Genomic DNA, 18,477 nt, shown 5'->3' with positions numbered 1-18,477 from the left:
TCTTTGCCCCAACCCTATTTTAAAACCCCCGCTGTCCCGTTTTTTTTGGTCGCTGTTCTGGGGGGGGGTCCCCGCGCGGGGCGGCGGGGCCCCCGGGCCCCGCCCCCGGCCCGCGCCGGGGGCGCGGCGGCCGTGTTCACGGCCTGGTCGTCACCTTGTAGGTGATCTTCGCGTCGGCGATGCTCCCGCCGTTCTTGGCGGTGATGGTGAATTTGCTGGTGCCGGGGCGGGCAGGAATTCCGGTGATGCCACCGGTGTCCTGGTTGAGGGTGAGGCCGCTCGGGAGGCGGCCGTCGGTGACCTCGTAGCGGATGGTCCGCGGAGTCGTCGAGGTCACCTTGAAGGCGTACAGCTTTCCGACCCGGGCGTCTGTCGGCTCCGGCGTGGCGAAGCCCGGCGTCGGGGCCTTGACCGGCTGCGGGTCGCCGATCGGCTGACCGGACGAGTCCTTCTCCTGCAGCGACCACTCGTTGTCCGGCGTGACCTCGCTCAGGTGCCAGTGCCTGCTCGCGACGCCCAGTTGCTTCTTTTGCTCGGCGTTGAACGCACCGGCCGCGCGCGCGGACTCCCACATCCGGACGGCGGCGAGCAGCGTGGTGGCGTTCTGTCCGGACTGGAGGCTGCTCACGCTGGTCTCGAAGTTGACGCCGGCGTCGAGGGAGGCCGCGTGCGCCAGGGTGTCCTCGATCTTTTGCAGGGTGTCGCTGCCCGAGAGCCCCTGCTGGCCCATCATCCCGGGCAGGTAGTTCGCCCGGTAGAAGGTGTTGCTGCGGATGATCTGGGCGTAGCTCGTGGGGCCGATCTCACCCCAGCTCGCCCTGGACTGGGCGTCCCAGGTGTTCGACGCGAGGTTGCTGCACTCAGTGATGAAGTTCTTGGTGGTGACCTGCCGGTGGACGCCGTTGACGAGCCGTGCGAAGCCGTAGCCGCCCCAGCCGTTGTAGCCAGTGCCTTCAAGGCCGTCGTAGGACGTGGCGTGGACGCCGCTGGTGTTGTAGGCGGTGGCCAGCCGGGTCGCGATCTCGTCGGTGATCGGCAGACTGGCCAGCGCACCGCCGTAGCCGTTCTGGATGAGCCGGGCGACGGTGGTGCCGGCCGGGTAGTCCTGGGCGGCCGAGGACCACTGTGCCCGGCTCAGGCCGCCGACCTGCCACTCGGTGTTGCTGACCTTGGTGACGGAACCGTAGGTGATGAACTCGTCGCCGATGCGCAGCCGTTGACCGTCGACGCCGGAGGCCAGCAGGCCGTTGGCATCCACGTACAGCGTGGTGTCCGACCCGGCCAGCGGGCGGGTGAGCCGGGCGGAGCCGCCCACCGCGAGCCGTGGATCGGCCGGCGCCTTCACGTACGGGTCGTGGGCGTCGATGAAGGTGGACAGGGTGTGCACCCCGACCTCGATGCCCTCCTTCGCCGCCGCGGCCACCAACTGGGCGGCCGCCACGTCCGATCCGCCGAAGGAGCCGTTGAACTGGTAGTGCCCGTGCGACACCCACGGCCCGTTGCCGCTGATCGCGTAGATGTTCCGCACTCCGGCCTGCGCGGCGAGCTTGGCGGCCGCGGTGACGTTGCCCGTGTTGAGGTCGTGGACCCAGAAGTGGGTCTGCGAGGTGCGCTGGGCCACCTTCTGCCACTGGCCGTCCAAGGTGGGGTACGCCTGGTCGTGCTCCTTGGCGATCTGGCTGAGCATGGTCAGGGCGAGATCCGGCGCACTGCCGAACAGGGCGATCTTCGACCCGACGATCCGGCCCTCGGGCGCGGGCAGCGGGCCGAGCGGGATCTCGTAACCGTTGGTGCGCTGCCGGACCCGTGCCTTGCTGTAGTCGTAGGTGGTGGCGCGCAGGACGCTGCCCCACGTGGTCTTCGCGGCGACGTTGCTCGCCAGCCACTCGTCCTTCGCGCCGGTCTGGAGCCCGTACGGATTCCAGACGAGATCGGGACCGAACCCGTACGCCAGATGCTCGTTCGGCCACCCGCCCACCGTCTTGTCGTTCAGCGGCCGGACCCCCATGACGAAATCGGAGTTGGCGACCACACCGACCGTCTCGCCGATGGTGTCGTCGAGCGTCGTCGGCAGCGGACCCCACAGCAGCGTCTGCACATCCACACCCGAGGCGGCCGTCAGGCCGACGACTTCAAGTGTGGAATGCGTGGGAAACCCGACGGCCTCTACCTGGATCGTCACGCTCTCGCCGACGAACTCCAGGACCTGCCGGCGGTGCGCCCGGTCACGCGACACGACCCGCACCTTCGCGGGAACCACGTGCTTGCCGTCGGCCACCACGCTGACCAGCGGCACGGGGGTGTCCTTCGCCAGGTGGTCGGTGCCGTCGCGCAGGTCGACCAGGCTGTCCACGTACCCGGAGCGGCTGATGCCCACCGACAGGAAGCCCGCCCCGATCCGTAGCGACGGGGACGCCTTCGGCCTGGCCGTTCGCGCGGCATGCGCGGGGCCGGCGGCCATGGCCACGGCCGTGGCCGAACTCAAGCCGCTGGCAACCAGAAAGCGACGCCTGTCCACATGTCCTCCTAGGTGAAGTGACTCTCGATGGCGCGCGGGATCGCTGATCAACTGCCGTGAACAGCGCAGAGGGGCGCAAGGCCGGCAAACGTCGAGCGACGAACGAGGTCACCTGGATAGTTCTTATTCTTCAGCGGAGATGGTTCGCGCTGTTCCGGGGAGCGGGATCGGTGGGCGGCCGTGAGCCGGAGAGCCCATGGGCCTGCCCGTGCAGGGAAGAGCGCTTGCTTCTCCTGTGTAACTACCGCAGCACAAGTGCGGTCTAGCGTGCATGGCACGGAAGGGGCCGTCAAGGCTTAGTTCGGATCTATTCCCGATGGCGCGGGTGCTGCGTGGGGCGATCCGAGCACCCCTGAACGGACGGCCCGGGAGGTATCTTGGGAGCCCACCACTTGGTATTTCGTGACCTGCATGCATCGGATACATGGAGCAACATGACTGGATCTTCCCGGCCCGCGTCCCCGTCCGCGTCCGCGGCATCGGATTCGGAGGCGGCCCCTTACCGTCCCGGCTACGAGGTCGCGGCGGAGCGCATCCTGGAGTACGTCGCACAGCAGGGGATGGGGCCCGGTGACCGGCTGCCGACGGAGAAGGATCTGGCGGCCGAAGTGGACATGAGCAGGACGGTGGTGCGAGAGGGCGTCAAGATCCTCTCGGCCCTCGGGAGGCTTTCGGTGGAGAAGGGACGCGGCATTTTCGTGGCGCATCCCAGGAACGACCTGTGGACCGACACGTTCTCCCGGTTCCTGCCGACCGACCCGAGCCGCGTCGGTGAACTGTTCGAGTTCCGGCGCTTCACCGAGGCCGAGACCAGCGGGCTCGCGGCCACGCGTGCCACACCGGTTCAGCTCAGGGCGATCCGCGAGGCAGCGCAGCGCTCGGCGGAGGCCGCCGAGCGCGACGACCACGAGTCGTTCGGCCGGGCCGATGCGGAGTTCCATCAGGCGATCGGCGCGGCAGCGGGGAACGCGTTTCTCTCCAGCCTGGTCGACGCGATCCAGCGGCTGCAGCGACAGGTCACCATCGTGGCCCTGGCCGATTCCGCACCGGGATCACTCGCCGTGGCCGCGGAGCAGCACCTGGCGATCCTGGAAGCGATCGGGGCCGGTGAGCAGGAACAGGCCGCCGACCTCATGGCCCGCCATATCGACACGACGGAACTTCAGGTCCAACGAGAGATCCGCAACCGCATCTTCGCCGCTCCCGCCGCTCCCGCCGGCCCGGACGGGGCGTGACCGCGGACGACAGCCTCGGTCGGTAGTGCCCCGCCGCCCCGCCCCGCCGCCCACACCGGAAACGACCGGGCGACGGGGCGGTCGAAGCGTGCCGGGGTCGCGAACCGCGCCACCGACGCGTCTCGTTCCTGCGAAGCGAATCCGTAGGGTCCGGCGTAACTCTACGGAGATGTATCAGATCTATTGTCTCCTTGGTTGAGGTAATAACTCCGTCTCATCTCTTGACATGCCGCCGCGCGCGGACTTCCATACCCCAAGGTGCCCTGAGGGGCGAACGCTGAGAGGAAGCGGTCGCCCCCGAGAGCAGCAGGACTCTGGGAAGAGTCTGAACCATGTGACGGATTCGGTGGACGGTCGACAGCGGGATTCCCTCTCTCGTCCCGGTACGAGCAAGACAGCGACTCGGTACCGCCCCCGGACAACGACGGGTAGGGGAAGTTGGACATGACGCGCAATCCGATACTCACGAGAACCGCCGCCCTCGCAGGTGCTCTCCTCCTGGCCGGGTGCACGGCCGGCAGTTCCGGTACGAGTGCATCCAAGGGCGACAAGGTCACCTTGACCTTCCTCACCTTCGAAACGCCCAACCTGGACGCGAAGTACTGGGACGCCGCGATCGCCCGCGCCTCGGCGAAGGTGCCAGGGGTGACGATCAAGAAGCTCGTGTCGCCCAGCGCCGACCGCACCGGGTACGCGAAGCAGCTCGACAGCACGGGCCAGTTCCCGGACGTCATGATCGGCCTGAACCCCGCCGGATTCGCCGAGGCGGGCAAGCTGGCGCCGTGGACGGACAAGGAACTCGCACCGTACAAGAACCCCCGCGCCAACACGTACGACCGCAAGGTCTACCAGCTGCCCTACTCCGCCCAGACGACGCTGGTCTACTACAACAAGAAGGACTTCGCGGCGGCCGGCATCGACACACCGCCCCGCACGTACCATGAACTGCTCGACGACAGCGCCAAGTTGAAGAAGAAGGGCATCAACCCCTTCGTGGTCGGCGGTGGCGGCAAGGATTCCTGGGCCGACATGTTCCCGCTGATCTCCACGGTGGCCACCGACGTCTACAAGAAGACGCCGGACTGGCTGTCCCAACGCGCCAAGGGCAAGGTCAAGTTCACCGACCCGGCGTTCGTCGCCGCCGCCCAGAAGGTCGCCGAGCTCGCGGACAAGGGATACATCGACCGCGCCGGCCTTTCCCGCTCCTACGCGGACACCGAACAGGCCTTCCGTGACGGCAAGGGCGCGATGTACCCCATGGGCAGCTGGTTCTCCGCTTCGGCCGACACGAAGAAACCGGACTTCGACACGGGCGTCTTCGCGTGGCCCACGGACCAGGGGGCCTCGGCGCTCCCGGGCGTCCTCGGCGGCGGGATGACGGTGAGCTCCAACGCGTCCGATGTGCCCCTGGCCAAGAAGTGGGCCAAGGCCTTCATGGAGGACCAGAAGAACCTGGACGCCGCCGTCAAGGCCGACGGGCTCATCATCGACATCAAGGGATACAGCCCGCCCAGCACCATGGGCCCCGTCTACAAGAAGACCCTGGCGGCGTACCAGCAGGCCCAGAAGGACGACGGGATCGTCAACTCGTTCTCCCAGGAAACCGGTGACGGTTCCCTGCCGCCGGGCCTGGCCGACAAGGCCGCGGCCGGTGTCCAGAAGCTCATCGGCGGACGCATGTCGGCCAAGGAGTTCGGTGCCTACATGGACGAGCAGTGGGACAAGGCCATCCGATAATGCGCATACGTACCCTGACCCGACCGGATGGTTCCGCTGCCGCGCCCGCGGCGAAGGACACGGCAGCGGTCCGACCACAGGACGCCCCCGCGCGGCGGTCGTCGCGACCGTCCCGGCGCTTCCGCCCGAACGGCGGACCGGGCCGCTTCGCCGTCTTCGCGGCTCCCGGACTGCTCGCCTACCTGGCCCTCGTCCTGGTGCCGATCGGCATGACCGCCGGCTACAGCCTCACCAACAAGAACCCCTTCAACCCGCCGACCCGGTGGGTGGGCCTGTCCAACCTCACGAGCCTGTTCTCCGACGACGATTTCCTCAAAGCACTGCAGAACACCGTCGTCATCACCGTGATCGTGACGCTGGTGACCAACGCCGGCGGCCTGGCGATCGCCCTGCTGCTCGACCGGCGCGGCTGGCTGTACAACGCTCTGCGCAGCGTGTTCTTCGTGCCGGTCGTGCTGAGCGCCGTGGTCGTCAGCGTCATCTGGCAGGCGATCCTCGTCGACGACGGCCTGCTCAACTCCATGCTGCGAGAGCTGGGGGTGAGCCATCCGCCGGGCTGGCTCTCCGACCCGAGCCTCGCCCTCTACACGGTCTCATGGGTCATCGCCTGGCAGGGGCTCGGCTTCTGCGTGGTGATCTACCTGGCCGGACTGCAGGGAATCCCGCAGGAGTTGCACGAAGCGGCGGCCATCGACGGCTGCGGACCACTGATGCGGTTCCGCCATGTCACCTGGCCGATGCTGGCACCCGCCGTCACCATCAACACGGTCATGTCACTGATCGGCGGATTCAAGGCCTACGACCAGATCCAGGTGCTCACCAACGGCGGCCCGGGCCCCGGCACCACATCCACCCTCGCCTTCCAGGTGATCCAGACCGCGTTCAACGGCAACCACGTCGGCTACGCCTCCGCGATGGCCGTGGCGATGCTGATCCTGGTCGCGACCGTCTCCGTGATCGCGCTCGGGTGGCTGCAGAAACGCGAGGTGTCAGCATGAGCACGCACACGAACACGAAGATGAACCCGGACCTGAACGCGAGCATGAACAGGGGTGGAACAAGGGCGTGGATACGCCCGGTCGTCGCGCTCCTCGCCGGCCTGCTGTTCTTCCTGCCGATCTACCTCGTGCTGGTCAACGTGTTCAAGGACGGTTCGGCGATCGTGTCGAACCCGGTCGGCCTCCCGGTCCCACCGACCCTGGACAACATCCAGAGCGTGCTGTCGCGCCCGGACCACCTCTTCTGGTACGGGCTGGTCAACAGCACGGAGGTCACCGTGATCTCCATCCTCGTCATCACAGCGATCTCCGCCATGCTCGGCCACTACCTTGCCCGGTCGACCGGCGTCCTGTCCAAGGTCATCATGGTCGTCCTGCTCTGCGGTCTCATGGTGCCGCCCGCGGTGATCCTCACCCCGATCACCGAAGTCCTGCGCACGCTGGGGCTGATGAGCAGCGTGCCCGGACTGGTCCTGGCGTACGTCGGCTACTACATGCCGTTCGGGGTGTTCGTCTTCGCGGGCTTCGCCAAGACGATCCCCCGAGAGCTCGAAGAAGCCGCGGCGATCGACGGCGCCGGTGCGTTCCGCGCCTTCTGGCAGGTGGTCTTCCCGCTGATGCGGCCGGCGTCGGCCAGCGTGGTGATCTTCCTCGGCGTCTGGATCTGGAACGACTTCCTCAACCCGCTGATCGTCCTGGGCCCGGCGGCAGGCACCACGGTGACCGTCGGCATCTACCGTGCCATCGGCGAACACCAGGCGGACTTCGGCTCGGTCTTCGCCTTCATGTTCCTGGCGACACTGCCCATCCTCGTCTTCTACCTGGCCTTCCAGAAGCAGTTCGTCAAGGGCCTCACAGGAGGAGCGACGAAGGGTTGAGATCGGCCGGTACAGCTGGGCATGTGACAGGGGGGCGGGGACCGACGCAAGCCCCGCCCCCTGTCACATGTCGCGGACTTCGGACGCTCGCGCTCCTTCACGCCCGTTCATGTCCGTTCACGTCCCTTCAGCGAGAGGTACTCCTCACCCCATGCACCCCACAGCACCCGTGCACACCGCCACCGCCGTCGACGCACTGTCACTGGGTGCCGCCGCCCTGGGGAACCTGTTTCACGCGGTCAGCGACGAGGACGCGGCCGCCACCGTGGAGGCCGCCTGGGTCTGCGGCATCCGTGCGTTCGACACCGCTCCGCACTACGGACTCGGCCTGTCCGAGCGCCGGCTGGGGGACGCACTGCGCACCCGGCCACGTGCGCAGTTCACGCTGTCCACCAAGGTCGGCCGCCTGCTGCGCGCACGCGCCGGGCTGCCCGGCGACGACCTGGCGAACGGCTTCGCCGTCCCGGCCACCCACGAGCGGGTGTGGGACTTCAGCACCCGAGGTGTACGCACCAGCGTCGAGGAGAGCCTCACCCGGCTCGGCCTCGACCGCGTGGACACCGTCTATCTGCACGACCCGGACGGCCACGAGCGCGAGGCCTTCGACTGCGCCTACCCCGAGTTGGAGCGGATGCGTGCGGAGGGCATGGTCGGTGCGATCGGCGTCGGCATGAACCAGACCGCGATGCCGACACGCTTCGTCCGCGACACCGACATCGACGTGGTCCTGCTGGCCGGCCGCTACTCCCTCCTCGACCAGAGCGCTCTGGCCGCACTGCTGCCGCAGGCGGCGCAACGCGGAGTGTCCGTGCTGGTCGGCGGGGTGTTCAACTCGGGCCTCCTCGCCGATCCACAGCCGGGCGCGACCTTCGACTACGCACCGGCCCCGGCACACCTGCTGGACCGGGCGCTGGCCCTGCGCACGCTGTGCGAGACCTTCGGGGTTCCGCTGCGGGCAGCCGCCCTGCAATTCCCGCTGGGCCACCCGGCGGTCGCCGGTGTGCTGCTCGGGGCACGCAGCGCCGCCGAGGTGACGGACGCCACCGCGATGATCAGCCACCCCGTCCCCGAGGAGATGTGGCTCGCCCTGCGTGCCCAGGGTCTGCTGCCGCCGGGCGTGCCGGTGACTGTCCCGCGTCAGGACGGCGTACGTCCCTGATCTCGGACGACGGTGTGCGACCGGGTCCGCGGAGCACAGACTCCCCGTAATGTTTCGGCTTTATCCTTGCGAGCCTCTCGCGGGCCGTGGCATGGTACCGGCATTGATCTGAAACTCCCTTCGCTGGAACGCACACACGAGGATGGTTGCAGAATGCTTGACAGGAGAAACTGTCTTTCTCTGCTGGCGGCCGCCGGAGTCGGAGCGAAGATCGCGCTCGAACCGACGATCTCCCGAGCCCAACCGCTTGATGCAGGGGTTGCCGAAGCCGCTGGCCAGGCTGCGGAACTCAGCCGTTCTCTGCGCGAATTGCACGGCTCCCTCCGGGTGTCGATTCGGGAATATGACGGCACGACGCTGCGCCGGTCCCAGGAATTCGACGGCGACCTGCTGACCGACGGACCGCGACAGTGGCAACTGAAGTGGGATGCACGGCGGGTGCCCGATCATCACGGATGGGAGGTCACCCTGACCTGCACCCTGGAGAAGGGGGCGGCGGAACAGGCCGCAATCTCCGTTGATTTCCCATTCGAGAGCTGGGAGACCGCCAACTACGTGATGATTCCCGGAATCATCTACAACGGCAATCGCTATCGCACCATCGGCAACGGATACAATCCGGACTATCCGGCCGACATGTACTACAACCCACAGACGCCGCTGACGATATCGAACAACCCGCGACTGGCCCCCGATGCTGCGGTGCCTTCACGGATCGAGCTGGCGACGTGCAATACTGCCGCCCCGGCGATGAGCTTCTTCTCGCCCAAGTTCGGGAAGGGCTGGATCGTCCTCACCGAGCAAGGAACCCGCCTGGGCAACAGTGGGCTCTCGGTTGAGGCGAGTGCGAGCAGGGAAAGCTGTGAATTCCGCATCTCGGCGCCGGTTATGCGCCGGCAGGCGGCCGGTTTTGGCGACTTTCGGCCGAGCGGTGACAGGGCGTCGAATTGGGCTCCCGGTGACGCGGTTTCGATTCGCTTCCAGGTTTTCACCTTCGATGCCGACGGAATTCCGGCAGTCCTGCAGAAATTCATGGATGTGCGAAAGTCGCTCACAGGCCCCACCTCGCCTCGCAATCTGCTTCCGATGAGTAAGCTGGCGGAGCTCGGCACCAACATCTGTCGAGGAAATTTCACAGAAACCAAGGCGGGCCGATACTACCTTCCAGAAAACTCCAGGCACTTTCAACTGGGTTGGGTCAGCGGAATGATCAACACCTACCCCATGTTGGCTCTGAATGACCCGACGGAACGGGGCAGAGTCTCCGATGAGCTTGACTTCATCTGTTCCCGCATGAAGGGGAAGAGCGGATTCTTCTACGGCTTCATCAGCGAAGATGGTGAGATCCGCTCAGAGAAGACCCACCCCGACTTTCCGGCGGTGCAGGCGATGGTGCGCAAGAACGGAGACGTGCTCTTCTGGCTGATCAAGCATGTGATGCTCCTGAAGGCGCAAGGGCACGGCGACACCATCAAGGAATCCTGGGAACTGGCCGCGGGCGGTCTGGCCGAAGCATTCACCCGGGCCTGGCGAAAGCATGGAGAATTCGGTCAGTACATCGTGCCAGAAACAGGCGACATCGCCGTGTACAACTCGACGGCCGGCGCCATCGCTCCGGCCGGGCTCGCCCTGGCGGCTGAATACTTCCACCGTCCGGACTGGTTGGCCGCGGCCGAGGAAGCAGCCGAATTCTACTATGAGCGCGACATAAAGTCCCATGGATTCACCAGCGGAGCGTGCGCGGATATTTCACAGGATGCGGACTCCGAAACAGCGTTTGGTCTCCTGGAGTCATTCATGGCGCTGTACCAGTACACCGGAAAGAAGAGATGGCTGAATCGCGCCAAGGTCCAAGCCGCACTGTGCTCGTCCTGGACTCTTGCGTACGATCCGCTGTTTCCGGCAGACAGTGATATCGCGCGGCTGAAGGGAAGGATGGCCGGCGCCGTTTGGGCAAGCAGCCAGAACAAACATGCCGCGCCCGGTGTCTGTACGTCGTCTGCGGACCACCTGTTCAAGCTGTATCGAGCCACCGGGGAAAAGAAGTACGCTGAACTCATCAGCGATATCCAGCATGCTCACGCCGAGGCCGTCAACATGCCAGGACATATAACCACCGACTACCTCATCGGGTCGAGCATGGAGCGGATCCAGCCCAGCGATGCCGAGGGCAAGGGTGCGGTCGGTGATTTCATCAGGACGAGAAACTCCTGGACCGAGACCAACGGTGTCTTGATGGCACTCGAACTTCCCGGAATCTACGTCCGGCCCGGGGAAGGAATCCTCATTCCCTTTGATCATGTCGAGGCCGAACATGTCAGCGAGAGCCGTCAGGCCGCCGTAATCCGCTTGACCAACAACACGGCCTACGCGGCACGGGTGTCGGTGCTGGCGGAAACGGCCCGCCAATCGGCCCGCCCCCTTGGGTACACGGCGTTCCTCGATTGGCCGCAGGTCGAAGTCCCGGCCGGCGGGGCGGTCACCGTGCGGGTCACGAGGAATGGCAAGGTCGCACGTCAAGCCTGATCCGGCGGCATCCGACCTTGGGCATCGAGCGACGTTCAGGGCGACAAGCATCGTGGGATGGTTCGTATCAATCGTCCGCGGCACAGCACCGGGTGCGGGCCTTGGCCCGCACCCGGCCGTTCTCTCTGTGCACCCGTTCCACCAGCACCTTCGCCAGACAAAGGAACAGCATGCCGAGCACGTGGTCAGAAACAACCGACCTGACTGAGCCTGTCCCCATGACCACCATCGACGCCCACCAGCACGTCTGGGACCTGTCGGTCCGCGACCAGAACTGGATTACCGGCCCCGAACTCGCCCCGCTGCGACGTGACTTCACCCTCGACGACCTGCGCCCGCAGGCCGCGGCTGCCCATGTCGACGCCACGGTGCTGGTGCAGACGATCTGTGTACACGAGGAGACTCCCGAATACCTGGCGCTGGCCGCGGCCGACCCGCTGGTGGCCGGCGTCGTCGGCTGGACGGACCTGACCTCTCCCGCGGTCGCGGACGCCCTGGCCGCACTGCGCGCGCTGCCCGGTGGCGACCGTCTCGTCGGCATCCGCCACCAGGTACAGGGCGAGGACAAGGCGGACTGGCTGCTCCGTCCCGACGTGGGCCGCGGCCTGGCCGCCGTCGCATCCGCCGGCCTCGCCTACGACCTGGTCCTGCGCCCTGAACAGTTGCCCTCGGCAGTCGCCGTGGCGAGGCAGCGGCCCGAACTCACCTTCGTACTGGACCACTTGGGGCAGCCACCGATCCGCCCTCGCCGACCGGACACCTGGGCCGCCGACCTGGCCGCCCTGGCCCGCCTCCCCAACACCGTGGCCAAACTTTCCGGGCTCGTCACCGAGGCGGACCGGCACACCTGGAGCCCCGCCGACCTGCGGCCGTTCGTGTCGGTCGCGCTGGAGGCATTCGGCCCGGAGCGGCTCATGTTCGGCTCGGACTGGCCGGTGTGCACCCTGGCGGCCGAGTACGAACAGGTGGTTGCCGTCGGCCGCGAGCTCGTGGCGGACCTGTCGGAGCACGAGCGGACGGCGGTGTTCGCAGGTACGGCCGCGCGGGTCTACGGTCTGTGACCCGCGGCAGGCAAGCGGCAGAGGGGGGCGGACGCAGCTGCCTCCGCCCCCCTCTGCCGCTTGCCCCTGATGTCACTCGAGATGGAAGACCTCTTCGGCGGGTGCCCACCACTCGCCGTCGCTGTCCAGTGGCTGCTGGCAGGGGTCGGTACGGGCCCACCAGTCCCGGGTGACCGGGCACTCGGCGATGAGCGCGGTGTCGGCCGCGTAGTCCTCACCGGTGTATTCGAGGTAGCTGAAGAGCAGCCCGTCACGCAGGAAGATCGAGTAGTTGCCGATGTTGGCGCGTTTGAGGGTCGCCAGGACCTCGGGCCAGGCGGCTGCGTGCAAGGCACGGTATTCCGCCTCGAGTTCCCCACGCAGGCGTATGACCGAGGCGTAGCGTTGCACGGGCATGGTGTGGCTCCTTTCCACGAAGCGATGAGGCGTTGAGACGTTGGAACCTGAGACATTGTCAAGGACGTGCCGGAGCTGCCCTGTTGATTCGACCAGAGGTCGTCACCAGCCCGGTTGATCGAAGCCGATGCCGGGGGCCGTCGGAGCCCGCACCAGCCCGTCGGCACCGACTGCCGGCTCGCGCTGTACGGGGTTGGTGTACACGAGGGACTCGTAGTAGGTGGTGTTGGGGATCGCCATGCACAGGTGGGCGTTGACCACTCCGCTGCCGTGCACCTCGGCCCGCAGGTTGTAGCTCTCGGCCAGGTGTGCGATGCGCAGGGCTCCGGTGATCCCGCCTTTGAGCTGCGCGCTGGTGCGGACCCGGCTCGCCGCGCCCGCCATGATGAAGTCACCAGCGTTGAAATGCGCGCCGTCGGAGGTCTCCGCGACCAGCAGCGGAATGTCGACCTGTTCGGCCAGCCACCGGTGGGCGGTCACGCTGAACTCGCGCATCGGCTCCTCGTACCACAGGTAGTCCGCCTCGGACAGTGCGCGGCCGAGGTACACCGAGTCCGCAAGGTCGAACCCGGCCGAGCCGTCGTACATGAGCGGGACGTCGTCACCGACGTGGGCCCGCAGCTTCTGGCACAGGTCCGCGTCGGCTCGCGAGTCACCCCACGCGTGCAGCTTGATGGCGGAGTAGCCGAGTTCCAGACACTGGTCGGCCACATCGAGGTACTCCTCGACGCTGCCGAAGGTGACCGTGCTCGCGTAGGCGGGGATGGCCTCGCGGTAGGGACCGAGCAGCCGGTGGACCGGCTGTCCGGCCGCGAGGCCGGCCAGGTCCCACAGCGCTACGTCGACCAGGCCGAGCGCGTAGATCGGGAGCTCCTCGATGCGGTCCAGCTCCCACAGTCGATGCCACAGCAGCTCGCGCATCAGCGGGTCGCGGCCGAGCAGGTCCTCACGTATACGGCGGTTCACCAGATCGGCGACGATCAGCCCACGTCTCGTGTGCGCCTCGCCCACCAGGCCTTCGTCCGTGTGGACCCGCAGGATCCCGCCCACGACCGCCGGCTCCGAACCGGGCAGCCCTGCCCGCCACCGGAAGGGCGGCTGAGCGGGCAGATCGACCAGTTCCACAGTCACGTCGGTGATTCGCATGGGTGTCCTTCATGGGTGGTGGTGTGGGGTTCAGGCGTTGGGGTGGCCCGGGGCGATGCGGTGCCGGATCTCTCGTTGGAACTGGTGGGTGGTCCGGTCGATGTGGTGGGCCATGAGGGTGTGCGCGTGCGTGTGCTCGCCGGTGGCGATGGCGTGGGCGATGGCTTCGTGCTGGGCGGCGGCGTCGCGCAGGGAGCCGCCCGCGAGGCCGGCCAGCCCTATGGCGGTGACCTGGTGTTGCAGGCGACGCAGGGTGTCGATGGTGGCAGTGAGGAAGGAGTTGTTGGTGGCGGTGGCGATGGCGGTGTGGAAGGCGTCGTCGGCGCTGCTGAAGGCGTCGATGTCGTCTTGCCGGGCGGCCCGGGTGGACTGGTGGGCGGCCGCGCGAACGGCTTTGACCTGGGCGGGGGTGGCGCGTTGGGCGGCCAGGCGGGCGGTGGTGGTTTCCAAATGGCGCCGGAATTCGAAGAGTTCGTCGACCTGGCGCAGGTCGGCGGGCAGGAAGTGGGTCAGGGAGTGCTGCCAGGAGGACTGGTCGGGCTGGGCGACGTAGATGCCGCGGCCCTTGTGCACGGACAGCCGGCCCAGCGCGGAGAGGATCTTCACCGCCTCGCGGACCACGGTCCGGCTCATCCCCACCTGGTCTGCCAGGTCCTGCTCGGTGGGCAGCCGGGCGCCGGGCTCCAGGCCGGCCAGGACGAGGTGCTCGAGGATGCGTTCGGCCGCGACCTCGTAGCCGGGACGGTAACCGGCCCCGTCGCCCGGGGGTTGCGGTGCGGGTGCGGGTGCGGGTGCGGGTGCGGGTGCGGGTGCGGGTGCGGTGCTGCGGGCTGCGCGGGTCAACGGCGCTCCCCTTTCACGTCGATCCACTTCTCCGTCGATCCATGTCACGGCGGTCCAAGTCGGGCGTGAGGTCGCCGACTGGCGCAGAGGCGCCTCATGCGCGATATGTTTCGGATACATTGGCCAATCCGGGGTCAGTGAATCACATTCACACTCTTGACGCCAGGATTCGGTGAGCCCAGACTCGTTCCGCCCGCACCGACCGCCTCACCTCACCTCTCACCGGGGCAACATCCTTCTCCCGCCCGGCCGCAGCTACCCCTGAGACCGCGGCTGCCCTGGCGGTCGGCGCCACCCCGACAGCCTCAGAGTCAGGGCCAAACCCACCATGCAATCGGATATGTTCCAGATCTATCATCCGGTCATCCTCGCCCTGCTGGGGTCGAAACCTTCTGAAAGGGCAAGCACCTTGAACGACATCAGGCTCGGCGTCATCGGCCTGGGTAATCGCAGCGACCTGGCCGATCTGGCCCACCGGCCCGGATCGGGCTCACTGGTGGCCGCCGCCTGCGACCGCGACCGACGGTTGCTGACGCGCGCCGAACAGCGATTCGGCACCAAGGTGCGGACCGCCGCGGATCACCACGAGCTGCTCGACGCGGGACTCGACGGCGTGCTGGTGCTGACTCCGGACCACACGCACGAGGAGATCGGCCTGGACTTCCTTCAGGCCGGTGTACCGGTGTTCCTGGACAAACCGATGGCGATCACCACCGAGGGGTGTGACCGGCTGCTCGCGGCAGCTCTCCGGCATCGGACCCCGCTGTACGTGGGCCACAACATGCGCCACATGCCGGTCGTGGTGGCCATGCGTGAGCTGATCGTCAATGGGGCGATCGGCGAGGTCAAGGCCATCTGGTGCCGCCATTTCGTCGGCCACGGCGGTGACTTCTACTTCAAGGACTGGCACGCGGACCGACGCCTCACCACCGGCCTGCTGCTGCAGAAGGGCGCGCACGACATTGATGTCATCCACTGGCTGGCCGGCGGCTACACCCGGCGGGTGAACGCCATGGGCGGGCTGACGGTCTACGGGGACATCGACTCACACCGCGACCGCAGCGGGGAGCGGATGACCGAGTGGCTGTCGACGGAGAACTGGCCGCCGCTCAGCCAGACCGGTCTCCACCCGGTGGTGGACGTGGAGGACCTGAGCATGATGCAGATGCAGCTGGACAACGGAGTTTTCGCGAGCTACCAGCAGTGTCACTACACCCCCGACTACTGGCGCAACTACACGGTGATCGGCACCGAGGGGCGCCTGGAGAACTTCGGCGACTCGGAGGGAGCGGAGGTCCGCGTGTGGAACCGCCGCTCCGACGGCCGCGCCGAGGCCGATCTGGTGGTGCCCGTGCACACACCGACCGGCACGCACGGCGGCGCCGATCCCGTGCTGATGGCGGAATTCCTGCGGTTCGTACGGGACGGCGGAGCCACCGTCACCTCGCCCGTCGCGGCCCGCGAAGCGGTGGCCGCCGGCTACGCGGCCACCATGTCGTTGCGGGACGGCGGCCGGGCCGTCGAGGTCGAGGCCCCGGACCGGGACCTGGCCGCGTACTTCGGGCACGGCCAGAGCTGATTCAGGCGGAAGCCGGCGGAATCCTGCCGGCCCTCGGGGACTCGTTTCAGGTGGCTCCGGTCCGGAAGGAATACGGACCGGAGCCACCTGGCAGTCCGAAGGTCAGCCGGTCGGACCCAGATCCGAGGCGTCGCAGAGCTCGATCCGCTCGCCCGGCCGATGCAGTTCCAGGATCACGAGTTCATTTCGGCCGGCCCGCCACACCGGGGCGGGGGCGTACAGGGTGCGCTGGGGTCCGCGGTCCCAGTAACGGCCGAGGGCGAAGCCGTTCAGCCACACCTGGCCCTTGGTCCAGCCCGGCAGGGCCAGGAAACCGTCGGCCGGTTCCGGGACCGCCAGCGTCGCACGGTGAAAGGCCGGGCCCTCGACCTGTTCGGCGGCCCCGAACCGCAGGCCTGCCAGATCGGTCAGCGGGAGGGGGCGGATCTCCCAGTCGAACTGGTACTGGCCGTCGATCCGGACGCCGCCGCTGATGCCCTTGCGGTCCTCCAGCAGGGGGCCGTAGTTGATCCGTCCCATGTTCTCCACCAGCAGGTCGAGTTCGGCACCGGTCTCGGGGACGTTGATCGGCAGCGCGTCGAGCGGCCCGGTCCGCTCCAGGACGCCCAGCGGCACTCCGTCGAGGAACACCTGGGCCCGGTCCGCGAGGCCGTGCACGCGCAGGGTCGAGTCGGGGAAGGAGCCACGGAGCCACGTGCGGTAGTGGATCAGCCCCAGTGACTGGCCCAGGGCCTCCATCGGTTCCGGTGAGAGCCGCTGCCGAGGAGTGGAGAGCACGTCGAGGCAGTCCGCCAGCGCCACCGCGCCGTTCGGCCGTACCGTCTGAGGGGCGAGCCGGTCCGGTGTCGCGGGTATCGCGTACGGGATCGGACCACGGTGCTGCTCGATCACCGCACGGAACGCGTGGAACTTCTCGGTCAGCTCTCCGGCCTCACCGACCGGAGCGTCATAGTCGTAACTGGTGCAGGTGGGCTGGTAGTCGGTCTCGCTGTGGTTGGCTCCGTTCCACCATCCGAAGTTCGTGCCGCCGTGGCCCATGTAGAGGTTGACCGAGGCGCCCTGAGCCAGCATCCAGTCCAGCTCCGCGGCGGCCTCGCCCGCGTTGCGTACGTGGTGGTGCTCGCCCCAGTGGTCGAACCAGCCGTGCCAGTACTCGGAGCACATCAGCGGGCCGGCCGGCTGGTGGCGGCGCAAGGTCGCCAGTGACTCCTTGGGCTGTGAGCCGAAGGTCGCGGTCGCCAGGGTGCCGGGCAGCACGCCCCCGCGCAGTACGCCGTCACTGGCTCCGTCGGCGGTGAACAGCGGACAGTCCACGCCGCGTCGGATCAGGCCCTGCCGCAGATGGTCGAGGTAGGGGGTGTCATGGCCGTAGCTGCCGTACTCGTTCTCGACCTGGACGGCGATCACCGGCCCGCCCCGACTGGCGAGCAGGGGGCGCAGAACGGGGATCAGCTGGTCGAACCAGGCATCCACGGCGGCCAGATAGCGGTCGTCGGTGCGGCGCAGACGCAGCCCGGGGTCGGCCAGCAGCCACGCGGGGAGTCCACCGAACTCCCACTCGGCGCAGATGTAGGGGCCGGGTCGCACGATCACGTCCAGGTCGAGCCGGGCAGCGGTGCGCAGGAAGCGGGCGACATCGGCCTGTCCGGAAAAGTCGGTCTGTCCGGGAGCCGGCTGGTGCAGATTCCAGGCGATGTAGGTCTCGACGGTGTTGACGCCCATGGCGCGCAGCCGCAGCAGCCGGTCCTTCCACAGTTCGGGGTGGACACGGAAGTAGTGGATGGCGGCGGAGACGATCTGGTGGGGGCGTCCGGCGCGCAGGAAGCCGCGCTCGGTGACGGTCAGTTCGGTGGTGGGACGGGAAGGGGTCACAGCTGTTCCCAGGGGGTCGAGGTGTGGATGGAGGAGGCCTCTTCGGGGGATTCGCTCTGCGCAATCACCGGAAGAAGGCGGCAATCGGAAGCAGGCGGAAAGGGGACCGGCCGACGTGCGCGAAGTGGTGCCGGCCGTACAGCGGGAAGCCGCTCAGCGTCGTGCCGTCGCCCGCTGGACGGTGGCCGGGCCCGTTCCGGCCGGCGCGAGGCCGACCGTCTCGCAGAGGGAGGTGTCGAGCCTGAACGTGGCGCCCGGGAGAGTTGCCGACGGGTCCCTTGTGGATGCCGACGGCGTAGTGCTCCACGGACCGTCCGGGCCGGCGCGTGTCGTGGGGGGGGCGGGTGGCCACGGGCGGGGCGGGGGCCCCCCCCCGGGCCCCCCCGCCGCGGGGGGGGGGCCGCGGGGGGGGGGGGGCTGTTGTTTTCTTGGGGGGGGGCCCCGCCCCCCCCCCCGACGCCGGCCATCGCAGAGAAGTGAACCACCCGAAGTGCGCCTGAACGACCTCGACGAACGCATCGTCCACGCC

Annotated in this window: 13 protein-coding genes; 8 read left to right on the top strand and 5 right to left on the bottom strand. The window is 67.8% G+C overall.

Features of this window, described 5'->3' with window-relative positions; translation table 11 throughout:
• Positions 1-136: 136 nt before the first annotated feature.
• Positions 137-2,485: an Ig domain-containing protein gene (locus ACFVYE_RS37790; protein WP_389608455.1), complete on the bottom strand. Its 2,349-nt coding sequence runs from the start codon at positions 2,483-2,485 to the stop codon at positions 137-139.
• Between the two features lie 467 nt (positions 2,486-2,952).
• Between ACFVYE_RS37790 and ACFVYE_RS37785 the strand changes: the two genes are divergently transcribed.
• The 7 genes from ACFVYE_RS37785 to ACFVYE_RS37755 all read left to right on the top strand — a co-directional run bounded on the left by ACFVYE_RS37785 (position 2,953) and on the right by ACFVYE_RS37755 (position 12,112).
• On the top strand, positions 2,953-3,753 hold the full coding sequence (locus ACFVYE_RS37785; protein ID WP_383976424.1) for a FadR/GntR family transcriptional regulator: 801 nt from the start codon (positions 2,953-2,955) through the stop codon (positions 3,751-3,753).
• Positions 3,754-4,197: 444 nt separating this feature from the next.
• Positions 4,198-5,490, top strand: a complete 1,293-nt coding sequence (locus tag ACFVYE_RS37780; protein WP_389608454.1) for an extracellular solute-binding protein — start codon at positions 4,198-4,200, stop codon at positions 5,488-5,490.
• Complete coding sequence (locus ACFVYE_RS37775) at positions 5,490-6,488, top strand: carbohydrate ABC transporter permease (protein WP_383976429.1); 999 nt, start codon at positions 5,490-5,492, stop codon at positions 6,486-6,488. Before ACFVYE_RS37780 ends, ACFVYE_RS37775 begins: the two co-directional genes overlap by 1 nt.
• A 44-nt stretch (positions 6,489-6,532) precedes the next feature.
• Complete coding sequence (locus tag ACFVYE_RS37770; protein WP_266737255.1) at positions 6,533-7,366, top strand: carbohydrate ABC transporter permease; 834 nt, start codon at positions 6,533-6,535, stop codon at positions 7,364-7,366.
• Positions 7,367-7,517: 151 nt separating this feature from the next.
• The gene (locus ACFVYE_RS37765; protein WP_383976430.1) at positions 7,518-8,525 is read left to right on the top strand and encodes an aldo/keto reductase; all 1,008 of its coding nucleotides are present in this window, start codon (positions 7,518-7,520) and stop codon (positions 8,523-8,525) included.
• A 153-nt stretch (positions 8,526-8,678) separates the two neighbouring features.
• Positions 8,679-11,051, top strand: coding sequence for a hypothetical protein (locus ACFVYE_RS37760; RefSeq protein ID WP_389608453.1), 2,373 nt, complete (start codon positions 8,679-8,681; stop codon positions 11,049-11,051).
• A gap of 218 nt (positions 11,052-11,269) precedes the next feature.
• Entirely contained in the window at positions 11,270-12,112 is an 843-nt protein-coding gene (locus ACFVYE_RS37755) for an amidohydrolase family protein (protein WP_383976434.1), read from the top strand.
• Between the two features lie 72 nt (positions 12,113-12,184).
• Here ACFVYE_RS37755 and ACFVYE_RS37750 read toward each other — a convergent pair whose 3' ends face one another.
• The 3 genes from ACFVYE_RS37750 to ACFVYE_RS37740 all read right to left on the bottom strand — a co-directional run bounded on the left by ACFVYE_RS37750 (position 12,185) and on the right by ACFVYE_RS37740 (position 14,497).
• Positions 12,185-12,508, bottom strand: a complete 324-nt coding sequence (locus tag ACFVYE_RS37750) for an L-rhamnose mutarotase (RefSeq protein ID WP_389608452.1) — start codon at positions 12,506-12,508, stop codon at positions 12,185-12,187.
• A 102-nt stretch (positions 12,509-12,610) separates the two neighbouring features.
• The gene (locus tag ACFVYE_RS37745; protein WP_383979348.1) at positions 12,611-13,654 is read right to left on the bottom strand and encodes an enolase C-terminal domain-like protein; all 1,044 of its coding nucleotides are present in this window, start codon (positions 13,652-13,654) and stop codon (positions 12,611-12,613) included.
• 30 nt (positions 13,655-13,684) lie between these two features.
• Positions 13,685-14,497: a FadR/GntR family transcriptional regulator gene (locus tag ACFVYE_RS37740; RefSeq protein ID WP_389608451.1), complete on the bottom strand. Its 813-nt coding sequence runs from the start codon at positions 14,495-14,497 to the stop codon at positions 13,685-13,687.
• 409 nt (positions 14,498-14,906) lie between these two features.
• On the opposite strand from ACFVYE_RS37740, the gene ACFVYE_RS37735 reads away from it, so the two are divergent.
• Complete coding sequence (locus ACFVYE_RS37735; RefSeq protein ID WP_389608450.1) at positions 14,907-16,076, top strand: Gfo/Idh/MocA family protein; 1,170 nt, start codon at positions 14,907-14,909, stop codon at positions 16,074-16,076.
• A 102-nt stretch (positions 16,077-16,178) separates the two neighbouring features.
• Here the strand turns inward: ACFVYE_RS37735 and ACFVYE_RS37730 are convergent, their stop codons facing one another.
• Positions 16,179-17,948 (bottom strand): beta-galactosidase family protein, encoded by a 1,770-nt coding sequence (locus ACFVYE_RS37730; protein WP_389608449.1) that lies wholly within the window; start codon positions 17,946-17,948, stop codon positions 16,179-16,181.
• Positions 17,949-18,477: the final 529 nt, after the last annotated feature.

Origin of the sequence: Streptomyces sp. NPDC058239 (assembly GCF_042882185.1) — a bacterium.
In the GTDB taxonomy this organism is placed as follows: Bacteria; Actinomycetota; Actinomycetes; order Streptomycetales; family Streptomycetaceae; genus Streptomyces.
Note: the sequence above shows the minus strand (reverse complement) of the source record. Positions and strands in the feature narration are given on the sequence as shown.